General features: G+C 35.1%; 20 protein-coding genes. 7 read left to right on the forward strand and 13 right to left on the reverse strand.

What is annotated here, in order from left to right; all coding sequences use genetic code 11:
• Positions 1-62 precede the first annotated feature (62 nt).
• The 6 genes from E2R67_RS00830 to E2R67_RS00855 form a co-directional block, all read right to left on the reverse strand.
• On the reverse strand, positions 63-452 hold the full coding sequence (locus E2R67_RS00830) for a DUF7079 family protein (protein WP_134289005.1): 390 nt from the start codon (positions 450-452) through the stop codon (positions 63-65).
• Positions 449-919 (reverse strand): HAD family hydrolase, encoded by a 471-nt coding sequence (locus E2R67_RS00835; protein ID WP_134289006.1) that lies wholly within the window; start codon positions 917-919, stop codon positions 449-451. The genes E2R67_RS00830 and E2R67_RS00835 overlap by 4 nt, the downstream gene beginning before the upstream one ends.
• A 28-nt stretch (positions 920-947) precedes the next feature.
• Complete coding sequence (locus tag E2R67_RS00840) at positions 948-1295, reverse strand: GFA family protein (RefSeq protein ID WP_134289007.1); 348 nt, start codon at positions 1293-1295, stop codon at positions 948-950.
• A gap of 9 nt (positions 1296-1304) precedes the next feature.
• Entirely contained in the window at positions 1305-1688 is a 384-nt protein-coding gene (locus E2R67_RS00845) for a hypothetical protein (RefSeq protein ID WP_134289008.1), read from the reverse strand.
• Between the two features lie 160 nt (positions 1689-1848).
• A complete protein-coding gene (locus E2R67_RS00850) occupies positions 1849-2565 on the reverse strand; it encodes a tRNA (adenine(22)-N(1))-methyltransferase TrmK (protein ID WP_134289009.1) in 717 nt (238 codons plus the stop codon).
• A 14-nt stretch (positions 2566-2579) separates the two neighbouring features.
• Positions 2580-4790, reverse strand: coding sequence for a Tex family protein (locus E2R67_RS00855; RefSeq protein WP_134289010.1), 2211 nt, complete (start codon positions 4788-4790; stop codon positions 2580-2582).
• 116 nt (positions 4791-4906) lie between these two features.
• Between E2R67_RS00855 and E2R67_RS00860 the strand changes: the two genes are divergently transcribed.
• Positions 4907-5908 carry a Gfo/Idh/MocA family protein gene (locus E2R67_RS00860; RefSeq protein ID WP_134289011.1) on the forward strand — a complete coding sequence of 334 codons (1002 nt, stop codon included), beginning with the start codon at positions 4907-4909 and terminating at the stop codon, positions 5906-5908.
• Position 5909: 1 nt separating this feature from the next.
• Here the strand turns inward: E2R67_RS00860 and E2R67_RS00865 are convergent, their stop codons facing one another.
• On the reverse strand, positions 5910-7091 hold the full coding sequence (locus E2R67_RS00865; protein ID WP_134289012.1) for a cyclic di-GMP phosphodiesterase: 1182 nt from the start codon (positions 7089-7091) through the stop codon (positions 5910-5912).
• Between the two features lie 40 nt (positions 7092-7131).
• Positions 7132-7470: a hypothetical protein gene (locus E2R67_RS00870; RefSeq protein ID WP_134289013.1), complete on the reverse strand. Its 339-nt coding sequence runs from the start codon at positions 7468-7470 to the stop codon at positions 7132-7134.
• 307 nt (positions 7471-7777) lie between these two features.
• Between E2R67_RS00870 and E2R67_RS00875 the strand changes: the two genes are divergently transcribed.
• Positions 7778-9070: a DEAD/DEAH box helicase gene (locus E2R67_RS00875; protein ID WP_134289014.1), complete on the forward strand. Its 1293-nt coding sequence runs from the start codon at positions 7778-7780 to the stop codon at positions 9068-9070.
• A 369-nt stretch (positions 9071-9439) separates the two neighbouring features.
• Positions 9440-10441: a class 1 fructose-bisphosphatase gene (gene fbp, locus E2R67_RS00880; protein WP_134289015.1), complete on the forward strand. Its 1002-nt coding sequence runs from the start codon at positions 9440-9442 to the stop codon at positions 10439-10441.
• A gap of 53 nt (positions 10442-10494) precedes the next feature.
• On the opposite strand, the gene E2R67_RS00885 is transcribed toward fbp, so the two are convergent.
• On the reverse strand, positions 10495-10680 hold the full coding sequence (locus E2R67_RS00885; RefSeq protein ID WP_134289016.1) for a hypothetical protein: 186 nt from the start codon (positions 10678-10680) through the stop codon (positions 10495-10497).
• 161 nt (positions 10681-10841) lie between these two features.
• On the opposite strand from E2R67_RS00885, the gene E2R67_RS00890 reads away from it, so the two are divergent.
• The 4 genes from E2R67_RS00890 (at position 10842) to E2R67_RS00905 (ending at position 14466) form a co-directional block, all read left to right on the forward strand.
• A complete protein-coding gene (locus E2R67_RS00890) occupies positions 10842-11417 on the forward strand; it encodes a DUF2057 family protein (RefSeq protein ID WP_134289017.1) in 576 nt (191 codons plus the stop codon).
• A 60-nt stretch (positions 11418-11477) separates the two neighbouring features.
• Positions 11478-12053: a hypothetical protein gene (locus E2R67_RS00895; protein WP_134289018.1), complete on the forward strand. Its 576-nt coding sequence runs from the start codon at positions 11478-11480 to the stop codon at positions 12051-12053.
• A gap of 156 nt (positions 12054-12209) precedes the next feature.
• On the forward strand, positions 12210-13265 hold the full coding sequence (locus tag E2R67_RS00900; protein WP_134289019.1) for a hypothetical protein: 1056 nt from the start codon (positions 12210-12212) through the stop codon (positions 13263-13265).
• A 28-nt stretch (positions 13266-13293) separates the two neighbouring features.
• A complete protein-coding gene (locus tag E2R67_RS00905) occupies positions 13294-14466 on the forward strand; it encodes a PorV/PorQ family protein (RefSeq protein WP_134289020.1) in 1173 nt (390 codons plus the stop codon).
• A gap of 145 nt (positions 14467-14611) precedes the next feature.
• Here E2R67_RS00905 and E2R67_RS00910 read toward each other — a convergent pair whose 3' ends face one another.
• The 4 genes from E2R67_RS00910 to E2R67_RS00925 form a co-directional block, all read right to left on the reverse strand.
• On the reverse strand, positions 14612-15118 hold the full coding sequence (locus E2R67_RS00910) for a VF530 family protein (protein WP_134289021.1): 507 nt from the start codon (positions 15116-15118) through the stop codon (positions 14612-14614).
• A 106-nt stretch (positions 15119-15224) separates the two neighbouring features.
• Complete coding sequence (locus E2R67_RS00915) at positions 15225-15677, reverse strand: GNAT family N-acetyltransferase (protein WP_134289022.1); 453 nt, start codon at positions 15675-15677, stop codon at positions 15225-15227.
• A 20-nt stretch (positions 15678-15697) separates the two neighbouring features.
• A complete protein-coding gene (locus tag E2R67_RS00920) occupies positions 15698-16123 on the reverse strand; it encodes a VF530 family DNA-binding protein (protein WP_134289023.1) in 426 nt (141 codons plus the stop codon).
• A 45-nt stretch (positions 16124-16168) separates the two neighbouring features.
• Positions 16169-17806, reverse strand: a complete 1638-nt coding sequence (locus E2R67_RS00925; protein ID WP_243836917.1) for a PfaD family polyunsaturated fatty acid/polyketide biosynthesis protein — start codon at positions 17804-17806, stop codon at positions 16169-16171.
• Between the last annotated feature and the right edge of the window lie 4 nt (positions 17807-17810).

Here is a 17810-nt window from a genome sequence, read left to right on the forward strand (position 1 = left end):
AATAACCAAACAACCAAGTAAAAATATATGAACTAGTTTGAACTAATGAACTCCTAAATCTGTTATTTATTATGCTGCTTTTTTTCCTTTCTTTTTATTGTTATGCGTTCACAAACTTCAATCCATTCTCTAATAAACAGGCGTTTATGAAAAGGACTAAAACAGAATAAAGGACGCTTGTTTTTTCTAGGTGCTATATTTTCCATTATCCAATTATCATTAAAAACAGCCCATTCTCCTGCGATACTCAGTAAATTATGCTTACAAACAGGATAAACTTCATAATATAAGATGCCCTCTAATTCTTTTAATGAATAACTTGAATCAGCCAACGTAATCGCTATAAATTCGTAATTATCATCCATTAACTCAGTATCTAAAAATAAATCAGAAAGTACACGCCAAACAGCCAGGCGTTCATCTTCTTTAAATACACTGAACTCAGTATTCAAGGGCATAATTCCGTGAGTTGATTAATGATACTGACACTTTTTTCAACGCCTTTTGTATCGTCTCCTTTAAACCAAAATGACCGTATGCCAAGCATCGTTGCTGGTTTAATATCTTTATCAAAACTGTCTCCAACCATGGCTACCGATTCGGTATCGATGTCGAGCGTATTTAATATAGCACGAAGAAAATCTGTTGATCCTTTTGCTATCCCAATATTTTCTTCACAAAAATAGCCTGAAATAAATGGATCTAAACCAACACGTTGAAAAGCAGATTTAATATCTAATTCTGTTGAATTAGCAGCCCCTGTAGCAATAAAAATGCGGGCTTGTTTGGACAAAATTTGTAATGTTTCTTTGGCACCATCAACGATTTCAACCGTTGGCCAATCACACATTTTCCCTGCTATGCCGGGGAAGTCGACCATCAAAGTATCACCCCAATCAAATAAATAAGTGTCTATCATTGCATCTTTCTTAATCGTATAAAAATGACTATTTCATTGCAGCACCAATGGTCGCTCGTACAGGAATATCATTAATTGGAAAGTCATCTAAACAATGTACATTAACACCAAAATGATCCGGTGTGACACGTTTACGATGAAATGGATAAATTCCACAAATATTGCAAAAATAATGCTTTGCAGTATTAGAATGGAATTGATAAGTGGTGAGAGATTTATTTCCAGATAAGATACGCATTGAAGTTTCATGCACTTTAATCATGAGCGCATTCTTTTTAACACAGATTGAACAATCACAAGTAGTTAACTCTGATAAGTCTGTATCAATTTCAAATTGTACCGCTTGGCAGTGGCAAGATCCTTTAAAGGTTTTCATTTTTATCAGTTAACTAAAGTGAGACCAATTTTTTCTTGTGGTCACAAATATGATCAAACCACCCGCTAAGCCCATTAATGAACTATATAAACCAATACCAATATAAAGGTTGATAATAAAAGCAATCGTCATTGTAATGTAGATACCGTAGACACCTATTTTTTTCCAAGACCAAATCGCAACGACTAAAATAGTATTGAGAATAGCGAGCACGGCCATAAAATAAATAACAGGAATGGAAAGCAATGGATAGGTTTGTACCAATGCATCAGGATAAGCAAAGTAAGAAAATGCAGTAAGCGGATTGGTAATAAACATAATGATTAAAAAAGCAGATAACCAAAAACTTCTTTTTCTTTCTTCAACAAGTGTATCGTCTTCTAGCGATTCCATATTAATTCCTTGTTTTTATAAATCGTGACATTTCACATATCTTTATATCATGAAGTGAATTGACAGTAATGAAAAGATTTTAAAAATGTTTTTGTTGTCACTATGTTAACGTTCCACAAGAACCTAATTAGCAATGCTTTGGCTGTTCATTTTAATGAAACTATTTATTGGCGATATAGTTTTCTTGTAACAAAGCATAATCCTTCAAAGCTGCCATATTGATTAAATCGTCTAAACTCTCAGCCTTAGTGACACGTTGATAATGTGAGATTAACTTTACTAAATAATCTTGATGTTGCTTTGTATTTTCCCATAGTTCATTGCCAGTAACACTCAATGTTCGCCCTTCTAACTGATTCACTAGTAACAATTCATATTCACGTTGATTATCGGTAATTAATTGCTCCTGTTTTAGTTTGAAATCAAGTTGTACCAATTTATTACGTAACTTATAAGCATGATGAACAGGACATAATAAATAATCGATGTTGTGTCCATTATATCGCTGGATTAACTTATCCAACATACCGATCATTAACTCGCCACCGACTCCACTTATGATAACAAGTTGTTGAGGTTTTCCACTTGCTTGAGCCTGCATCAAATCTTGGCTATTAGCTAAAGGAATATCAGCGACATCGGCGCAAAACGTTTGCCATTGAACGTCACTGGGTAAATGATGAGAGTATGTTTTTAATTTTGTGTTTAAACGGTCAATAATATCAGGAACCACATCCACAAAATTAACTTGTTTTACAAGCCCGTTTGCAAGAATTTGAAACCCTAATAAGCCATGATCGCAGCAACAATCCCATACTACCCCATAAGGGTGTTTAACCATTTCAGCTAGCGCTAATAAACGTTTATTTAATTTCATTGTTTAAGTGTTATTTAATTTGATGGTTGTTTTATAGTTTTCATCGTCAAAGCAATACGTTTACGCTCAACATCAACGCTCATTACTTTTACATTCACGATCTGCCCAACTTTCACTATTTTATGCGGGTCATCAACAAAACGCTCACTTAACATTGAGATATGAACCAAACCATCTTGGTGCACACCTAAATCAACAAAAGCACCAAAATTAGCGACATTAGTAACAACACCTTGTAATTCCATATCCACTTCAAGATCATTGATTTTCTGAATGCTTTGATCAAATTTAGCAGTAGTGAATTCAGATCGAGGATCGCGACGAGTCATGGATAAAACATTAATCACTTCTTGATAAGCGGCTTTTGCATTTGCTTCATTTTCAAATCTTGCATCATTCGCCACTGCTGGTAATTTGAATTGTGTCGATAACGTAGACGTTAAAATAACTTGTTCTAATTGTTGGTTATTAAATTTAATTAGATGTTCAGCTAATGGGTATTGCTCAGGGTGTAATATTGTTTCATCCAAACAATTATTGCCGGCGGTTACCGTTAAAAATCCAGCGGCTTGCTGGAAAGCTTTAGCACCTAAACGCGGTACTTTATTTAGCTCTTGACGTGAATTAAAGCGTCCATTTTCTTCTCGATAAGCCACAATATTTTTAGCAATAGCAGCATTTAAACCTGCCACATGCGTTAATACACAGGATGAGGCCGTATTTAAATCAACTCCCACCTTATTAACACAATCTTCAACAACAGCTTGTAAACGATTTGCTAGTAATGTTTGCTGGACATCATGTTGATATAACCCCACACCAATCGCTTTCGCTTCTATTTTCACCAATTCTGATAATGGTTCCTGTAAGCGTCGAGCAATTGAAACAGCCCCTCTTAATGTCACATCAAGTTCAGGGAATTCGTCTGCGGCTAATTGAGAAGCAGAATAAACCGAAGCGCCCGCTTCACTCACTGAAATAGCTTGAATATCTTGATTCAAATTTTTCAAAATCGAAGCAATAAATTGCTCACTTTCACGTGAAGCAGTACCGTTACCAATCGCAATTAATTCAACGTTATATTGTTTAATTAATTGGTTTAGTTTTTGCGATGCTTGTTGAGTTTGTAATTGTGGTTGATGCGGATAAATTGTTGCAGTATTTAACAACTTACCTGTTTTATCAACGACAGCTAATTTACAGCCACTTCTAAACCCAGGATCTAATCCTAAGGTAACTTTTTCACCCGCGGGCGCAGCCATTAACAGAGCAGATAAATTGTTAGCAAATTGTTCAATAGCCTCTCCATCAGCTTGTTCTTTTAATTGCACTAAAAACTGCTTTTCTAAACTTACTAATAGTTTAGTACGCCAAGTAGCATCAATGACTCTTCGATGCCATGAATCATGATCATCTTTAGCCAAATACACGTTTAAATGTTTAGCTATTATGGTTTGACAATAGCTGTAAGCTTTTTTATCTTTTTGAAATGGGTCCGCATTGATTTTTAAACGTAAAAAACCTTCTGATTTTCCACGTAACATAGCTAACACGCGATGCGCTGGCAAACGATTTAAGCGCGCATCAAAATCAAAATAATCTTTAAATTTAACCGCTTCATTTAGCTTGGATTTAACCACAGTAGAAGTTAATGTTGCTTGTTCATATAAATGTTCTTTTAATAAAGCAAGTAATGAAAGATCTTGTGTGATCTTATCCACTGCAATAGCTAACGCCCCTTCAATGACTTCATCAGTATCTGTAAAACCTTTGCTGACATTAATATAAGCGCTTGCTGCTTTGTCTAAAGGTTGTCTAGGTGATTGCCACAATGCATCAGCCAATTTAGTTAAACCAGCCTCTTCAGCTAATTTGGCTTTACTCACACGGGATGTTTTAAAAGGGGCATAACTATGCTCTAAGCTGACTTTGTCTTGTATCGCTTCGATCTGTTTTTTTAACGTTGGAGTTAACTTTCCTTGGCTATCTATCGCTTTTAAAATCGCAACTTTACGTGTTGCGAGTTCTCTAAAGTAAATCAGTTTTGAATCTAATAAACGAAGCTGAGTATCATCTAAAGACTGTGTAAGGTGCTTACGATAACGTGCAATAAATGGCACTGTGTTACCATCATCTAATAATTGAATCGCACTTTCTACTTGTTGTGTCGTGATGTGACACTCTTTGGCTAACAGCTCAACGAGATGTTTTTCAGGTGATGACATAGTTTTACTATTCTTTTAATGGTCAAATATACAAGCCTTAGTTTTATCACATCTTATTACTTTATTCGATGCGATTTTATTGTTAATGTCGTTCGTCTTTCATGTAGAGGTTATTTATGATTAAGTTTGCCATTATTGGAACCAATTGGATCACAGAGAAATTTATTCATGGCACAATGCAACCTCCGCAAGGCAAAAACCTGTTAATGCAACTGTCAGCGGTTTACTCTCGGGATTTACATAAAGCCAAAGATTTTGCTAATAATTTCTCGGTTTCTTGTATATTTGATGATTTAGATAAACTCGCCAAAGATAACACTATTGATGCGATCTATATCGCCAGTCCTAATTCACTTCATTACAGTCAAAGCAAGTTAATGCTTGAACATAAAAAGCATGTAATTTGTGAAAAACCGTTAAGTTCTAACTATCAGCAAGCCAAAGACCTATATCGAATAGCTAAGGAAAATAATGTTATATTTTTTGAGGCTTACAAAACAGCTCACCTTCCTAATTTCAATGTTATTCAAAATAACTTATCTAAAATAGGCACATTGCGTAAAGCACATATTCATTATTGCCAATATTCATCACGTTATGACGCTTATTTAGCAGGACAAAAACCAAATACATTTAATCCTGAATTTTCAAACGGTTCAATTATGGATATTGGTTATTATTGTATCGCGATCACAATAGCGTTATTTGGCGCCCCCATAAACATTAAAGCACAGGCAACTTTATTAGATTCAGGAGTCGATGGATGTGGTAGTGTTTTATTAGATTACGAGCGTTTCTCTGTCACTATTGATCACTCTAAAATATCAGCATCAGATCAACTTAGCGAAATACAAGGTGAAAAAGGCGCTTTATTAATTAATCATATCGGGGAATGCTCACAAATATTTCATCAAAGTCATCGAGACAATAGAATGATAGAGCTAAGCCAAGAACAGGCGGAAAATAGTATGAGCTATGAAGCCATCGCATTTGTTGAACAAATACAAACAGGGAAAATAAACAAGCAATTTGAACAACGCTCATTACAAACCGCTTCCGTCATTAATGAGATCCGTCGTCAGACAGGAGTGTTCTTTCCTGATGATAAAAGCATTTAACTTAAACCTCAGGTTTTACATTCCATTTATCATAACTTTCTGGGCTTTGAATATTAATTTCAGTTTGAGTGCTTAAATCGATAATTTGACGAGGTACATAACTTCTTTTTTTAGCGTTTAAAAAGACCTCAACAATTGGTTTTAACATATTATCTTTGATTTCAATAACTTTCGCCAAGTAGTTGTTATTCAATAAGACAAGACAACCAACAGGATAAATTCCAACTGACTGAATAAACTGTTTCACTAATTCTGGATTAAAATGAGTACCCGCTCCATTTAAAAGAAACTTCAAGGCTTCAGCTGGTTCTCTACATTTGTGATAACAACGTTCAGCAGTTAACGCATCATAAACATCAACAATCGCAGCCATTTGTCCAGCGAAACTAATCTCATCACCTTTCAGCCCTTTAGGATAACCATTACCATCAAATTTTTCATGGTGCATAGCGGCTACATCCATAGAGATTTGCGATAATCCTTTTGTTTTCTCAAGGATCAAGCGGCTATGCACCACATGTTCTTTCATGATCACAAATTCGTCTGCTGTTAATTTACTCGGTTTATTTAAGATATGATCAGGCGTTAAGGTTTTGCCAATATCGTGTAATAGACCCCCTATTCCAACTAAACGAATAAACTCCTCATCTTTCCCCATACTTTTAGCAAAAGACATCATCAATACAGAGAAACTAACAGAATGTTCAAAAGTATATTTATCCATCGTACGAATACGTGACAAACCTAATAATGCATTAGGGTTTCGTAAAATAGATTCACTTAACTTATTAATAACAGGATTTATTTGTTCAAGCTCTACTTGTATGCCCATTTTTACATCGGCCATCATATTGGTAATGAATGTTTCAGCTTCACTGTAGGCAATTTTAGCGGCTTGCATCTCTACTTTGACATTGTTAATACCACCTTTATTTTGATTACTTTTATAAATATCTTTAAGCGGCTTAGTTTGTACGTATTTTGTTTTTACAGGTAAAACATCAAGGCCTTTACTGGTATCAATTTCAATTGACTTAATGGCTGCAGAACGAATTTTTTGTATTTCTTGGGCATCTTCAATTAAAAACTTATTTAAAGTAAATGGATGCTTTAACCAACTGCATTCAAGATCATTAATAAACATGCCGATGCGTAATTGTTGAGCGGTGATCTTTTTAAGCATTATTATTACCAGTATTATTTAACGTACATTAAGTAAATAGTTAACGACCAAAATATTGATTTATAATCGCTTCTAAATGGTCTTCAAGTTGGTCCTCAAAATGAGCATAATTTTCTCCGAACATGCCCAGATACTTTGTTGCTTGTTCTTTATTTAAAACTTTGTCACCTAATTGATACTTCATTTCTGCTAACGACTTGTCATAACGAGGAACAATAAACCAATTCAAATAATATTCAGATGAGGCACGTAATTGAGTTTGGGCAAATTCACAAAACTCTTCGACATATTCTGCTCCATCGGGCCCTAGAGAACCTGGCTCCATTCTAAATATAACTGTCATTTTTTTTTCTTCAGGAAATGTATTTTGAACTGACATTGGTAACCTTAAAATTAAATACGATGGTCGAACCATCTTTTAAAAAATAAAATACTTATTGAGAAATATAAAATTAGCATAAGTTTCAAATTTATGTACAAATTTAAAATTTAAATTAGTCCTTAACTAACAAATTTGAAAATTAAATAAGTTTAAGATTAGCATTCTAATACGCAGCAAAAACAAAATAGATCAAACAAACAATATTTATGCATATAATTATGACTTAACGCATCATTTCCAGACATTACAAAAAAGAGTTTGGTATACTGCGCCCATTTTTAGTGTATTTAGATAGGGCAAAATTATGAGTGTTGATGCAGCAGGTTTATCTGCAAATCTTTTAAAAGCAGTTAAAGCATGTGGTTATTCAAAATTAACCCCGATCCAACAACAAGCAATTCCCATTATTCGTTCTGGACATGACGTGCTAGCAAGCGCTCAAACGGGGACAGGCAAAACTGCAGCTTTCACATTACCTTTGTTAGATATATTAGCGAAAAACCAACCTGAAAATATTGGTAGCTCACGTACAATAAAAGTACTTATCCTGACACCAACTCGCGAATTAGCCTTGCAAGTTGCCGACAATGTAAAACAATACAGTCAATTTTTACCTTTAACCTCTGGAGTTGTTACAGGTGGTGCAAATATGTCACCGCAAACTCAAATGTTAAAGCAAGGCGTTGACGTTTTAATCGCAACACCAGGCCGCTTAATTGAGCACGTTAAAAATCGACAAGTAGATTTAGCACATATAAAGCATCTAGTATTGGATGAAGCTGACCGTATGCTAGACATGGGATTTTTGACTGATATTCAACAAATCACAGAAATCATTAAACAAAAGCATCAAACATTAATGTTCTCTGCAACATTTTCAAATAAAGTAAAAACCTTAGCAAACCAACTTCTGCATACGCCTAAAAATATTGAAACGTCAAAACAAAACTCAACGTCAGGTAAAGTTAAACAACAAGTTTATTGGGTAAGTGAATCGCGTAAACGTGAACTACTCTCTGAGTTAATTGGCGTTAAAAACTGGAAACAAGTACTAGTATTTGCAGGTACAAAAGAAAGTGCAAACCTACTAGCACAAGAATTAAAGTTAGATGGAATAAAAGCAGCCTTATGTCATGGGGATAAAACGCAAGGTGCACGAAACAAAGCCATTCAACAATTTGCAGACGGCCAAGTACGAGTACTCGTTGCAACCGACGTTGCAGCACGTGGTCTTGATATTCCAGATTTACCACACGTTGTTAATTTCCATTTACCATTCCTTGCTGAAGATTACGTTCATCGTATTGGTCGAACGGGGCGCGCAGGTAAAAGTGGCCATGCTGTTTCTTTAGTAAGCCCTAAAGATGAACAGTTCTTGGATAATATTGAGACATTAATTGAAAGAAAGTTTGATCGTATTGTGTATCCTGGTTATGAGTTTAATCCAGCAACTGAAGTCCAACAGGATGGAAAAACATTCAAAAAGAGCCGGTATAAAGCGACACAAGAACGTAATCAATTAATTGAAAAACGTAAAGCAGAAACCAAACCCTCCGCAGTACGTCGAGCAAAGAATAAAGCTCGAAAAGCAAGATAGTCATAACAAGATGACCGCTTTATTAGTTTTAAAGCGGTCATCTCAAACGCCTCATCAAACGTCTTCAATACTCATCATTTAAAGAGTTCATTTTTGCAATGAATTCAAAGCCGACTTGTCAAACTTTGTGTATAAAATTCATTCAACTCCGATTTAACAAGTAAAATAAATATTATATTCCTGTAAGTTAAACTTGATAACTTGTACCATACGCGCCACGTAGCAGACTTGCTTGACAATAAATAGTGAATTATTTATTTGTCAGACAAAATAGCAATTAACACGATTAATCAGAACTAAATCACACCTTTTTATGAAAAATTTTTATTAGTTCCTCTATAATAAAGCCCTACATTTTTTGGAGTACGTATGATCACTTTAGGCGAATACATAATTGAAAAGCAACATGATTTTCCAGAGGCTAGTGGAGAATTAACAAGTTTATTAGGAGCGATTCGTTTAGCTTCTAAAATAGTTAACCGTGAAATTAACAAAGCCGGGATTGCAGATATTATTGGCGCAACAGGCGTTGAAAATATTCAAGGCGAAACACAACAAAAATTAGACTTGTATGCAAATGATGTATTCAAAGCTGCACTTGAAGCTCGTGGTGAAGTTTGTGGTGTCGCTTCTGAAGAAGAAGATGACTTTGTAAGCTTTGATAGTGACCGTGGTATTAACAGTAAATATGTTGTTTTAATGGATCCATTAGATGGCTCTACTAACATTGATGTTAATGTTTCTGTCGGTACTATTTTCTCAATTTACAAACGTGTCAGTGAAGTGGGCACCCCTGTAACGATTGATGATTTTTTACAACCAGGCATTAAACAAGTTGCTGCAGGTTATGTTATCTATGGTTCATCAACTATGTTGGTTTATACAACAGGTAATGGTGTACACGGGTTTACATGTGATCCATCTTTAGGTGTTTTCTACTTATCACATGAAAACATGCAAACACCAAAAACAGGTAATTGCTACTCTATCAATGAAGGTAACTACTTAAAATTCCCACTAGGTGTTAAAAAATACATTAAATTCTGCCAGGAAATTGAACCTGAAGATAACCGCCCTTACACTTCTCGTTATATTGGTTCATTAGTAGCAGACTTTCACCGTAATTTATTAAAAGGAGGTATCTTTATTTACCCTTCAACGGCACAAGCGCCAAATGGTAAATTACGATTATTATACGAATCAAACCCAATCGCATTTTTATCTGAACAATCGGGTGGTAGAGCCACGGATGGTTTCCAAAGAATTATGGAAATTAATCCAACTGAATTACATCAACGTGTTCCGTTCTTCTGTGGTAGTACAGAAATGGTCAAAGATGCAGAACAAATGATGCGAGATAATCAAGAATAAGCATTTATTAGTATAAATAATAAAAAACCAAACTTTTGTTTGGTTTTTTTGTTTTATACCTTGGTATTAATAGTATGGCCTTTATTATCTACGGGAAGAGGCTCAATAGATTCCATCAATTGATTCACATGCTGTTCTGCTTGTTCTTTATTATTTTTGAATAAAGCGACATTAACTTGATCAAGTGTGTTTACTTTTGTTCTTTCAGTTAATATTTGACCGACCGTATTGATATCCATAATATTCCTCTCTGATTTTGTATTATTAGCTTTAACGATTAATTTTTAATCATTTTTAAATTTTATTGAATAAATATAGTCGATATTTAAATTTCCGTGTACCAATACCTATTATGATCTGTCATATTTATGTTAATTAATTATTTAAGTTAGGAAATTACATGAAAATTTTTGGATTCTTTTTAGCCTTATGTCTTAGTTCATTTGTTTATTCGAGTGAAATTCAGGTTAGCGACAGTATTGAAGTATTAGCAGTTAATGGTGTAAAAACCACAAGTTCGTTTTTTGGTAACAACAAAATAGAAGTTGAAGATGGTTCACATCAGCTCGTAGTCAAATATAACCATAAATTTAGAAATGATGAAATATTAGAAAGTAAGCCATACATATTTACAATTGAAGTAGAAGGTAACACTAAGCTTACAACCGATCGATTCACAACCTATGCCCAAGCTAAAAATAGTATAAAAAAAGATATTGCTTGGCATGTTGAAAACCAACAGCGTAAATATACCATCGAAGACGCAGATAAGCTTAAAGGCAAAGGTTTTATGCCATATCGTAATATCGAATTACTTGTACAAGAATACAATCAATTAAACAACATTAGTTCAACAGGCCCTATTGACCAAGAAGTGTTGAATAACAAAAACGCGAAGAATTATCTTATTGAACAATATAAAGCAGCAACTCAAGAACAAAAAGAACAATTTAAAATGTGGTTTATTCAGCATTAGAAACAATTAATTTTATTTATAACCATTTAGTTTTAGTGAATAGAGTCAAGGAGTTTTTACATGATCACAGTTGATACCCCTGCCAGCTTTGAATGGAATGATACGAATTCAAAATGGGTTAAAAATTATTTAATGCCTAAAACCACTTTAATTTTATCGCTGACTAATGGCATGGGGTTAGACTTAAGCAACTTAACGGAAAGTAAATTTACACATTTTTGCGAGCTATTAGAAAAAACAGCAGAAGGCAGAGAATTACGCAATAAAATGTTCAAAGCGTGGCGTAGTAAAAAGTCTCGAGATAGTGACAATGGAAAAAAGATGTACACCTTTAATCTTTCTATTGACGCTGGAATACAACTCAAAAAAATTGCTAAGCAAGCCCCTCTCAATAAAACATTAGAAACTTTGATTTTTGCAGGAAAGACACAGGCTAAAGATCCTGAAAAATTACAGCAACAAATCAAACAACTTAATGCAGAGAACCAAAAACTTAAACAAGAAATAGAAACACTTAATAATGATCAAGCAGACTCATTAATCAGTTCAGATTTACAAGTTACAGAGCTAGCAAAGTTAGAAAAGTCTCAACTTATTAAACAGATTTTGATCTTAAAACGTAAATTAGCTATATAAATTAACGACATAATTAAAGTTGGAGACAGGAAATGTGCAAGAAAGTTGCAATTAATATGCAAGAATATGTAAATAAATTGTAATTTTATAAATATTTATGGTTATATATCCCTTATTTAAAGTTTTATACAAATCTATTTAGATAAGGATAATAAAATGCGAACTCCTTTCATATTAATATTTACAGCATTCACTAGCTTATTACTATTGAGCGCTTGTGAAGACCAATCAGAAGACGCTAGTAGCTGCCGCTATTACATACAACAAGATCTTGATAATGAAGATTACGAAAGTGCAATAGAACGATTAAACTCCACAACTTGTCAAGACACTTACCCTGACAATGAATACTTAGTCGATCTAGCTTCTGCTCAATTAGGTATTTCAGGTTATACTTTCCCAAATATTTTATCAGCAGCATTAGACGATAGTGAAGATGGTAGCGATGCCCTTAGTGACTTTACATCTTCTATCGCTGAATTAAAAAACGATAACAGTATTGAATACTTAGACTTAGCCACAGATAATTTTACAACCTATTTAGGTGCTGATTGTAGTGAGCTTACTAATAAAACAAGTACCGAAGAAGGTATCTGTTTAGTGCAAGGTGTTGTTTCTTTAACTAAAACCGCACTAGCACTTGATTTCCTTTCAGGTACAGGCGATGCATCGATAGAAGATTCAGAAACATTGGATTTATCAGTCTGTGCTTTACAGCATTCAACAGGCGCAACAGTTGATGCGGATTGTACGATTGAAACTGATTCAGTTACATTTGCCAACCCAGAAGGGACAGTCACTAAATCTTATACGCTTCTCACAATTGAAGATCTCGATAATAATTCAGAATATTTTTTAGAAACAGCAATAGCTGACACTGATACTGGATTCTATAGCATCGCTTTTACTGATGGCTTTTGTACTAACGACTTTACAGAAACAGAAGAAGTCACAGAAGATATACATAACAACCCATTAGGCTTAGCTGCCGATCAAATATCCTATATTTGCCCAAGTGAAGAAGATGAAGATGATTCTGTGAATGACCTTCTAGTAACCGCGTTTAATGATGCAATTAATAATATCGATAGCTTAACTGATGATGACGATCTGCAAGAAGCCATTGATGACTTTACAAGTGAAATTACAGCAACTGGTACAGATGGTGACTATACACTATCTGACATAATTGATTATCTAGACGGTCTATAATTGACACTAAACTGAAAGGAATTTAATAATGAAAAAACTCTCAATGATAGTCGTCTCTGGTTTAACGGCTTTTTCAATCACATCTTTGCAAGCTTCAGAACTTAGCTATTTATATAAAGATCAACGCATTATGGCTGCAGGTGGTACAAATATTTCGACAGGTGGTTACAGTACTTCTTTATTCTCTAACCCAGCGGGCATTGGTAAAGTAAGCAACGAACACGGTGTTGTATTTGAATTGTTAGGTATTCAACTTGGAGTAAGTAGCGACAGTGAAGGACTTGTTACAGACCTTAGTGATGCAATTGATAGTGAAGAAACAAGTCAAATATTAGATGTATTTGCTGATTATTCTGGTCAGACAACCCATATAGATGCATCCAATTATACTTCGTTAACTAATAAACATGAAAAATTGGCTTGGTCTTTTGGTGTTTTATCTGCCGTTGATGCAAACTTTACTCCTCATGCGAACAGCTATAACCTACTTGAAGTTCAAGCAAGAGCATATGGTGGAATCACATCAGCACTATCTTATGACTTTCAACCTTCAGAATTAGGAGATTTAACAGTCGGTTTAGGTGCAAAATATATTTATCAAATATCTTATGAGGGTTCAATAACACCTTCAGAATTAGTTAATTTCGATACTATTGGCGATAACTTACAAGATAAAATGGAAAGTAATGGCTCTGCTATAGCTGCTGATTTAGGTGTTATTTATCAATTTAATGTTGTTACTAATCCTTCTATTGGTTTAAGTATATTAAATATAGGTGATCTCGATTTTGATGAAAGTTACGGCTCTCTGCCAATGACGGTTAATATTGGTGCTTCAATCGAGCCTAACATTCCTTATATTAAGAAAACCACAGTGGCCCTCGATTATGTAGATGTTTTAAATGCCAATCAGACTCGACTATACGACTTAGGTGATGGAGATACTGCTACTTATACTGATATCGAAGATACAGATGTAGTTAAAAGAGTACGTTTTGGTGTATCAACATTATTATATGAGAATAGCTGGTCAACTTTTGAGTTAGCTGGTGGGGTATATCAAGGCGCTTATACTGCAGGTATGACGTTTACAGCATTAATATTCAAAGTTGGCTTTACTACATACCAAGAGCAATTAGGTCTTGCATACGGTGATCAAGAAGATCGTCGTTATAATCTAAATGTATCAATTGGCTGGTAATTAACTCTTAAAAATTTATAGTTATAAAAAAGGGAGTTAACATTCAATGTTAACTCCCTTTTTTTATTTCTGTTTTTTATTTTTATTAAAATCTACATCCCAAAGGTAATGCCTGATCTCGAAATAAACTAGCCAAAATTAAATGTTACACATTCCACGGATTAGAAGGATCGTACTTAGGCTCATCTTTTGGTTCTTTAGCTGCTCTAGGCGCTTTATTATCACGCATTGGATGTTTACTTGCATTTTGACGCGCATGATTACTTCTGCGTTGTTCATTTTGACGCTCTTTGAAAGCGGAAGCCGATTTAGCTTGTGATAACTCAATCGATTCAATAGTCAATTTCATTGGCGACAATGGTACTATCCCGTGTTCAAAACCACGCTCTCGCGGTGCTAAATGAAACTCGGCTTCATTTGGTTTAGGCATACGTTTAAAGCGGTATAGATAAAAGCTTTCCAGTTTTAATCGAGCCCATTCTGTTTTTTGTAAAAACTTAAGGCTGCCTTTAATTGTTGGGTTAATGTCGAAACATTTAAAACGTGTTGCTGCGAATAATATCTTCCAGCCATAATGCTCAACCAACTCAGTTAATAAAGTTTCAGTTTTTAAACCATGAAGTGGGTTGTTGCGTTGTAATTCAGGAGACATTGGTTTGGGTATTCCTATAACTAAAAAATAATAAATCTAAAGTAGATTATAACAGTCATTGCTAAGAATCGTCATTAACTTATCCTGAACCAACAACGGCATTAGATTAAAGCGTTAGAAGCATATCAATATGTTCAATGCCATCTTCGTCAAAAGGCTGAGAAATATTTTCAAACCCCAATGAAGCATAAAATGTATTCAAGTGAGACTGTGCAGATACTTTAATCGCTTCAGGATGCATTTCTTCTTTAATGAAGGCAATGGTTTTTGTGATCATTTTATTAGCAAGACCTTGCTGACGAAACTCGGGTGATACAACCACCCTACCAATTGCAACATGCGGTGAAACCAAACCTTCTGGTAATATTCGACAATAAGCAATCACTTGATCTCGTTCTTCTGAAACAAAAAAAGCGTGTAAGGATTTTTGATCTAAATTATCTGTATCAAGATAACGGCAAGCCTGTTCCACAATAAACACATCTTGTCTAAGCTTTAATATCTGATAAACCTCTTCGCCGCTTAACTCAGCAAAAAACTTAATTTTCCAGGTTAACATTTCTATCCTTACTTAAATGATTACTTCACACCCCAAGGATTACTTGGATCATAAACAGGTTCATTTTTTATCACATCTGACTTTTCATAAATACGATATTTACAGGCAATATCAACTCGGTCAATGAGTGCATCCGTAATCGGGTTTGGTTCACCAGATAATTGATCTGCAGGGATGTTTCTATCTCTAGGTGGTTTGGCCAATTGTTTAGGCTCAGGATACGGATACGCTTTAAACTCATAAAGATAAAACACTTCGACCTTTTCACGTGCCCATTGATTATTACGCAAAAACTTACAAGTTGATTTCATGCCAGTATGAAAGTTAAAACGGTCAATACATAACGCTTCACTCAACCCCGGCCAAGTATAATGATCTGAAATTTCAGTAAGTAACACTTCAAGCTTTAACCCATATAGAGGGTTGTTTTGTTTTTTTACGGTCATGAATACCTTGTTTAAATTACTTAATTAGTGAGTTATCAGTCAAAATTAAACTGATAAAAAAGACTCTGCTGGTTGATAGTTTAATAAGCTACTGTGTATTGAAACACCTTGAAGCTTAAGTTGGTTAATACGTGCTAAATAAGCAGCACCGGTTAATAAATGCAATGCAACATCAACAGCATAGCGTTCTTGGTAATCAGCTAAATAAGTTTCTTTAACCCAACTATTAAACGCACCTAAACTTGGGCCAGCCCAAATTTGATAATCCATTTCACGGCCTGTTTCACCGATGTTAGACCAACGCGAGGACAAGCCTAAATACCAACGAAAAATAAGTGCCATTTTACGTTTAGGATCATGCTTAGCTCTTGCTAACATTTCAGGATCGCGCTCATGAAAGAATGCCTTGGTAGTATCCCATACTTGATCTAAATTCTGGCGGAATATTTGCTTCTCAACTTTTTCACGTTCAACTGCAGGAATCGCTTCAATACTTGGGTAGTTACTATATAACTCGTAAAGTTTATTAGCGCGCATCGCAAACATAGAGCCACGCTTCACCACTTGCAATTTAACGCCCATTTCAAACATATCTGCCGCTGGTGCCATAGTAACATCGGCCATTTCAACGTTTGCTAATAACTTTCTCGTATGCTCTGACGCCCCTGCTTCAACACAGGCTTGATTAACGGATCCTAACACGACATAAGCTGCGCCCATGTTATAAGCGGCTAGCGTTGACTCTGGTGTCCCTATTCCCCCGCCTGCACCAACACGTAATGGTGTTTTATAATTATATTTCGCTTGAATTTGGTCGCGCTGCTGAATAATAGTCGGTAATAATGTTAAAAATGGCCTGTTATCAGTGTGTCCGCCTGAGTCTGCTTCAGCAGTAATATCATCAGCCATTGGCACCGTTAATGCGAGCTCTGCTTGTAAAGGCGTGATTTTCCCAGCAGCTAGCAGTTTATCGAGTAACTTTTGTGGCGCTGGAGACATAAACTTCTCAGCGACTTCTGTACGTGAAATTTTAGCAATCACTTTATTACCAATATGAACACCACCGTCAGGGTTTTGTGAAAGCCCAGCAACACGATAATGTACGATGTGCTCGGTTAAACCTAAATAGGCAGAAGCTTCAACCGTATCAACCCCTAACTTCAAGAATCGCTCTACAGCACCTGACTCTAAAGCCTCTTCACTTGGCGCATGGATCAAGTTAACCGCAAAAGGGCCATTAGGTAATGCTGCTTGAATACGTTTGATTGAATCCTCAATCACATCGGGAATTAAACCTGCCGCACCGAATGAACATAAAAAACCAGCTTGTCCTAATGCAATCACTAATTCTACAGATGCAATCCCATTAGCCATCGCCCCACCATGATAAGCATACTTAACACCATGCGCTTTTTTAAACTCATCTGAACCTAAATCTTCAGCATTAACAGCTTGTGCAAAGGCTAATACTTGAGCTGCACCAATTGAAGTATTAGAAGTTTGATGACTGACTGCGATAGCATCATTTAACTCAGCTAAATAAACAGGTTTATCAATCGCTAATAACGCTTTCTTTAAATTATTAGGGTCATTTTTTAATGTTGAAGCCTCAACTTGCCAATTCCAATCAATGCTTGGTTTGCTCATTTTAATCAATGCGGTTTTATTTATTTGTTCTGTCATCATT

Origin of the sequence: Psychromonas algicola, from assembly GCF_004378355.1 — a bacterium.
Taxonomy (GTDB): domain Bacteria; phylum Pseudomonadota; class Gammaproteobacteria; order Enterobacterales; family Psychromonadaceae; genus Psychromonas.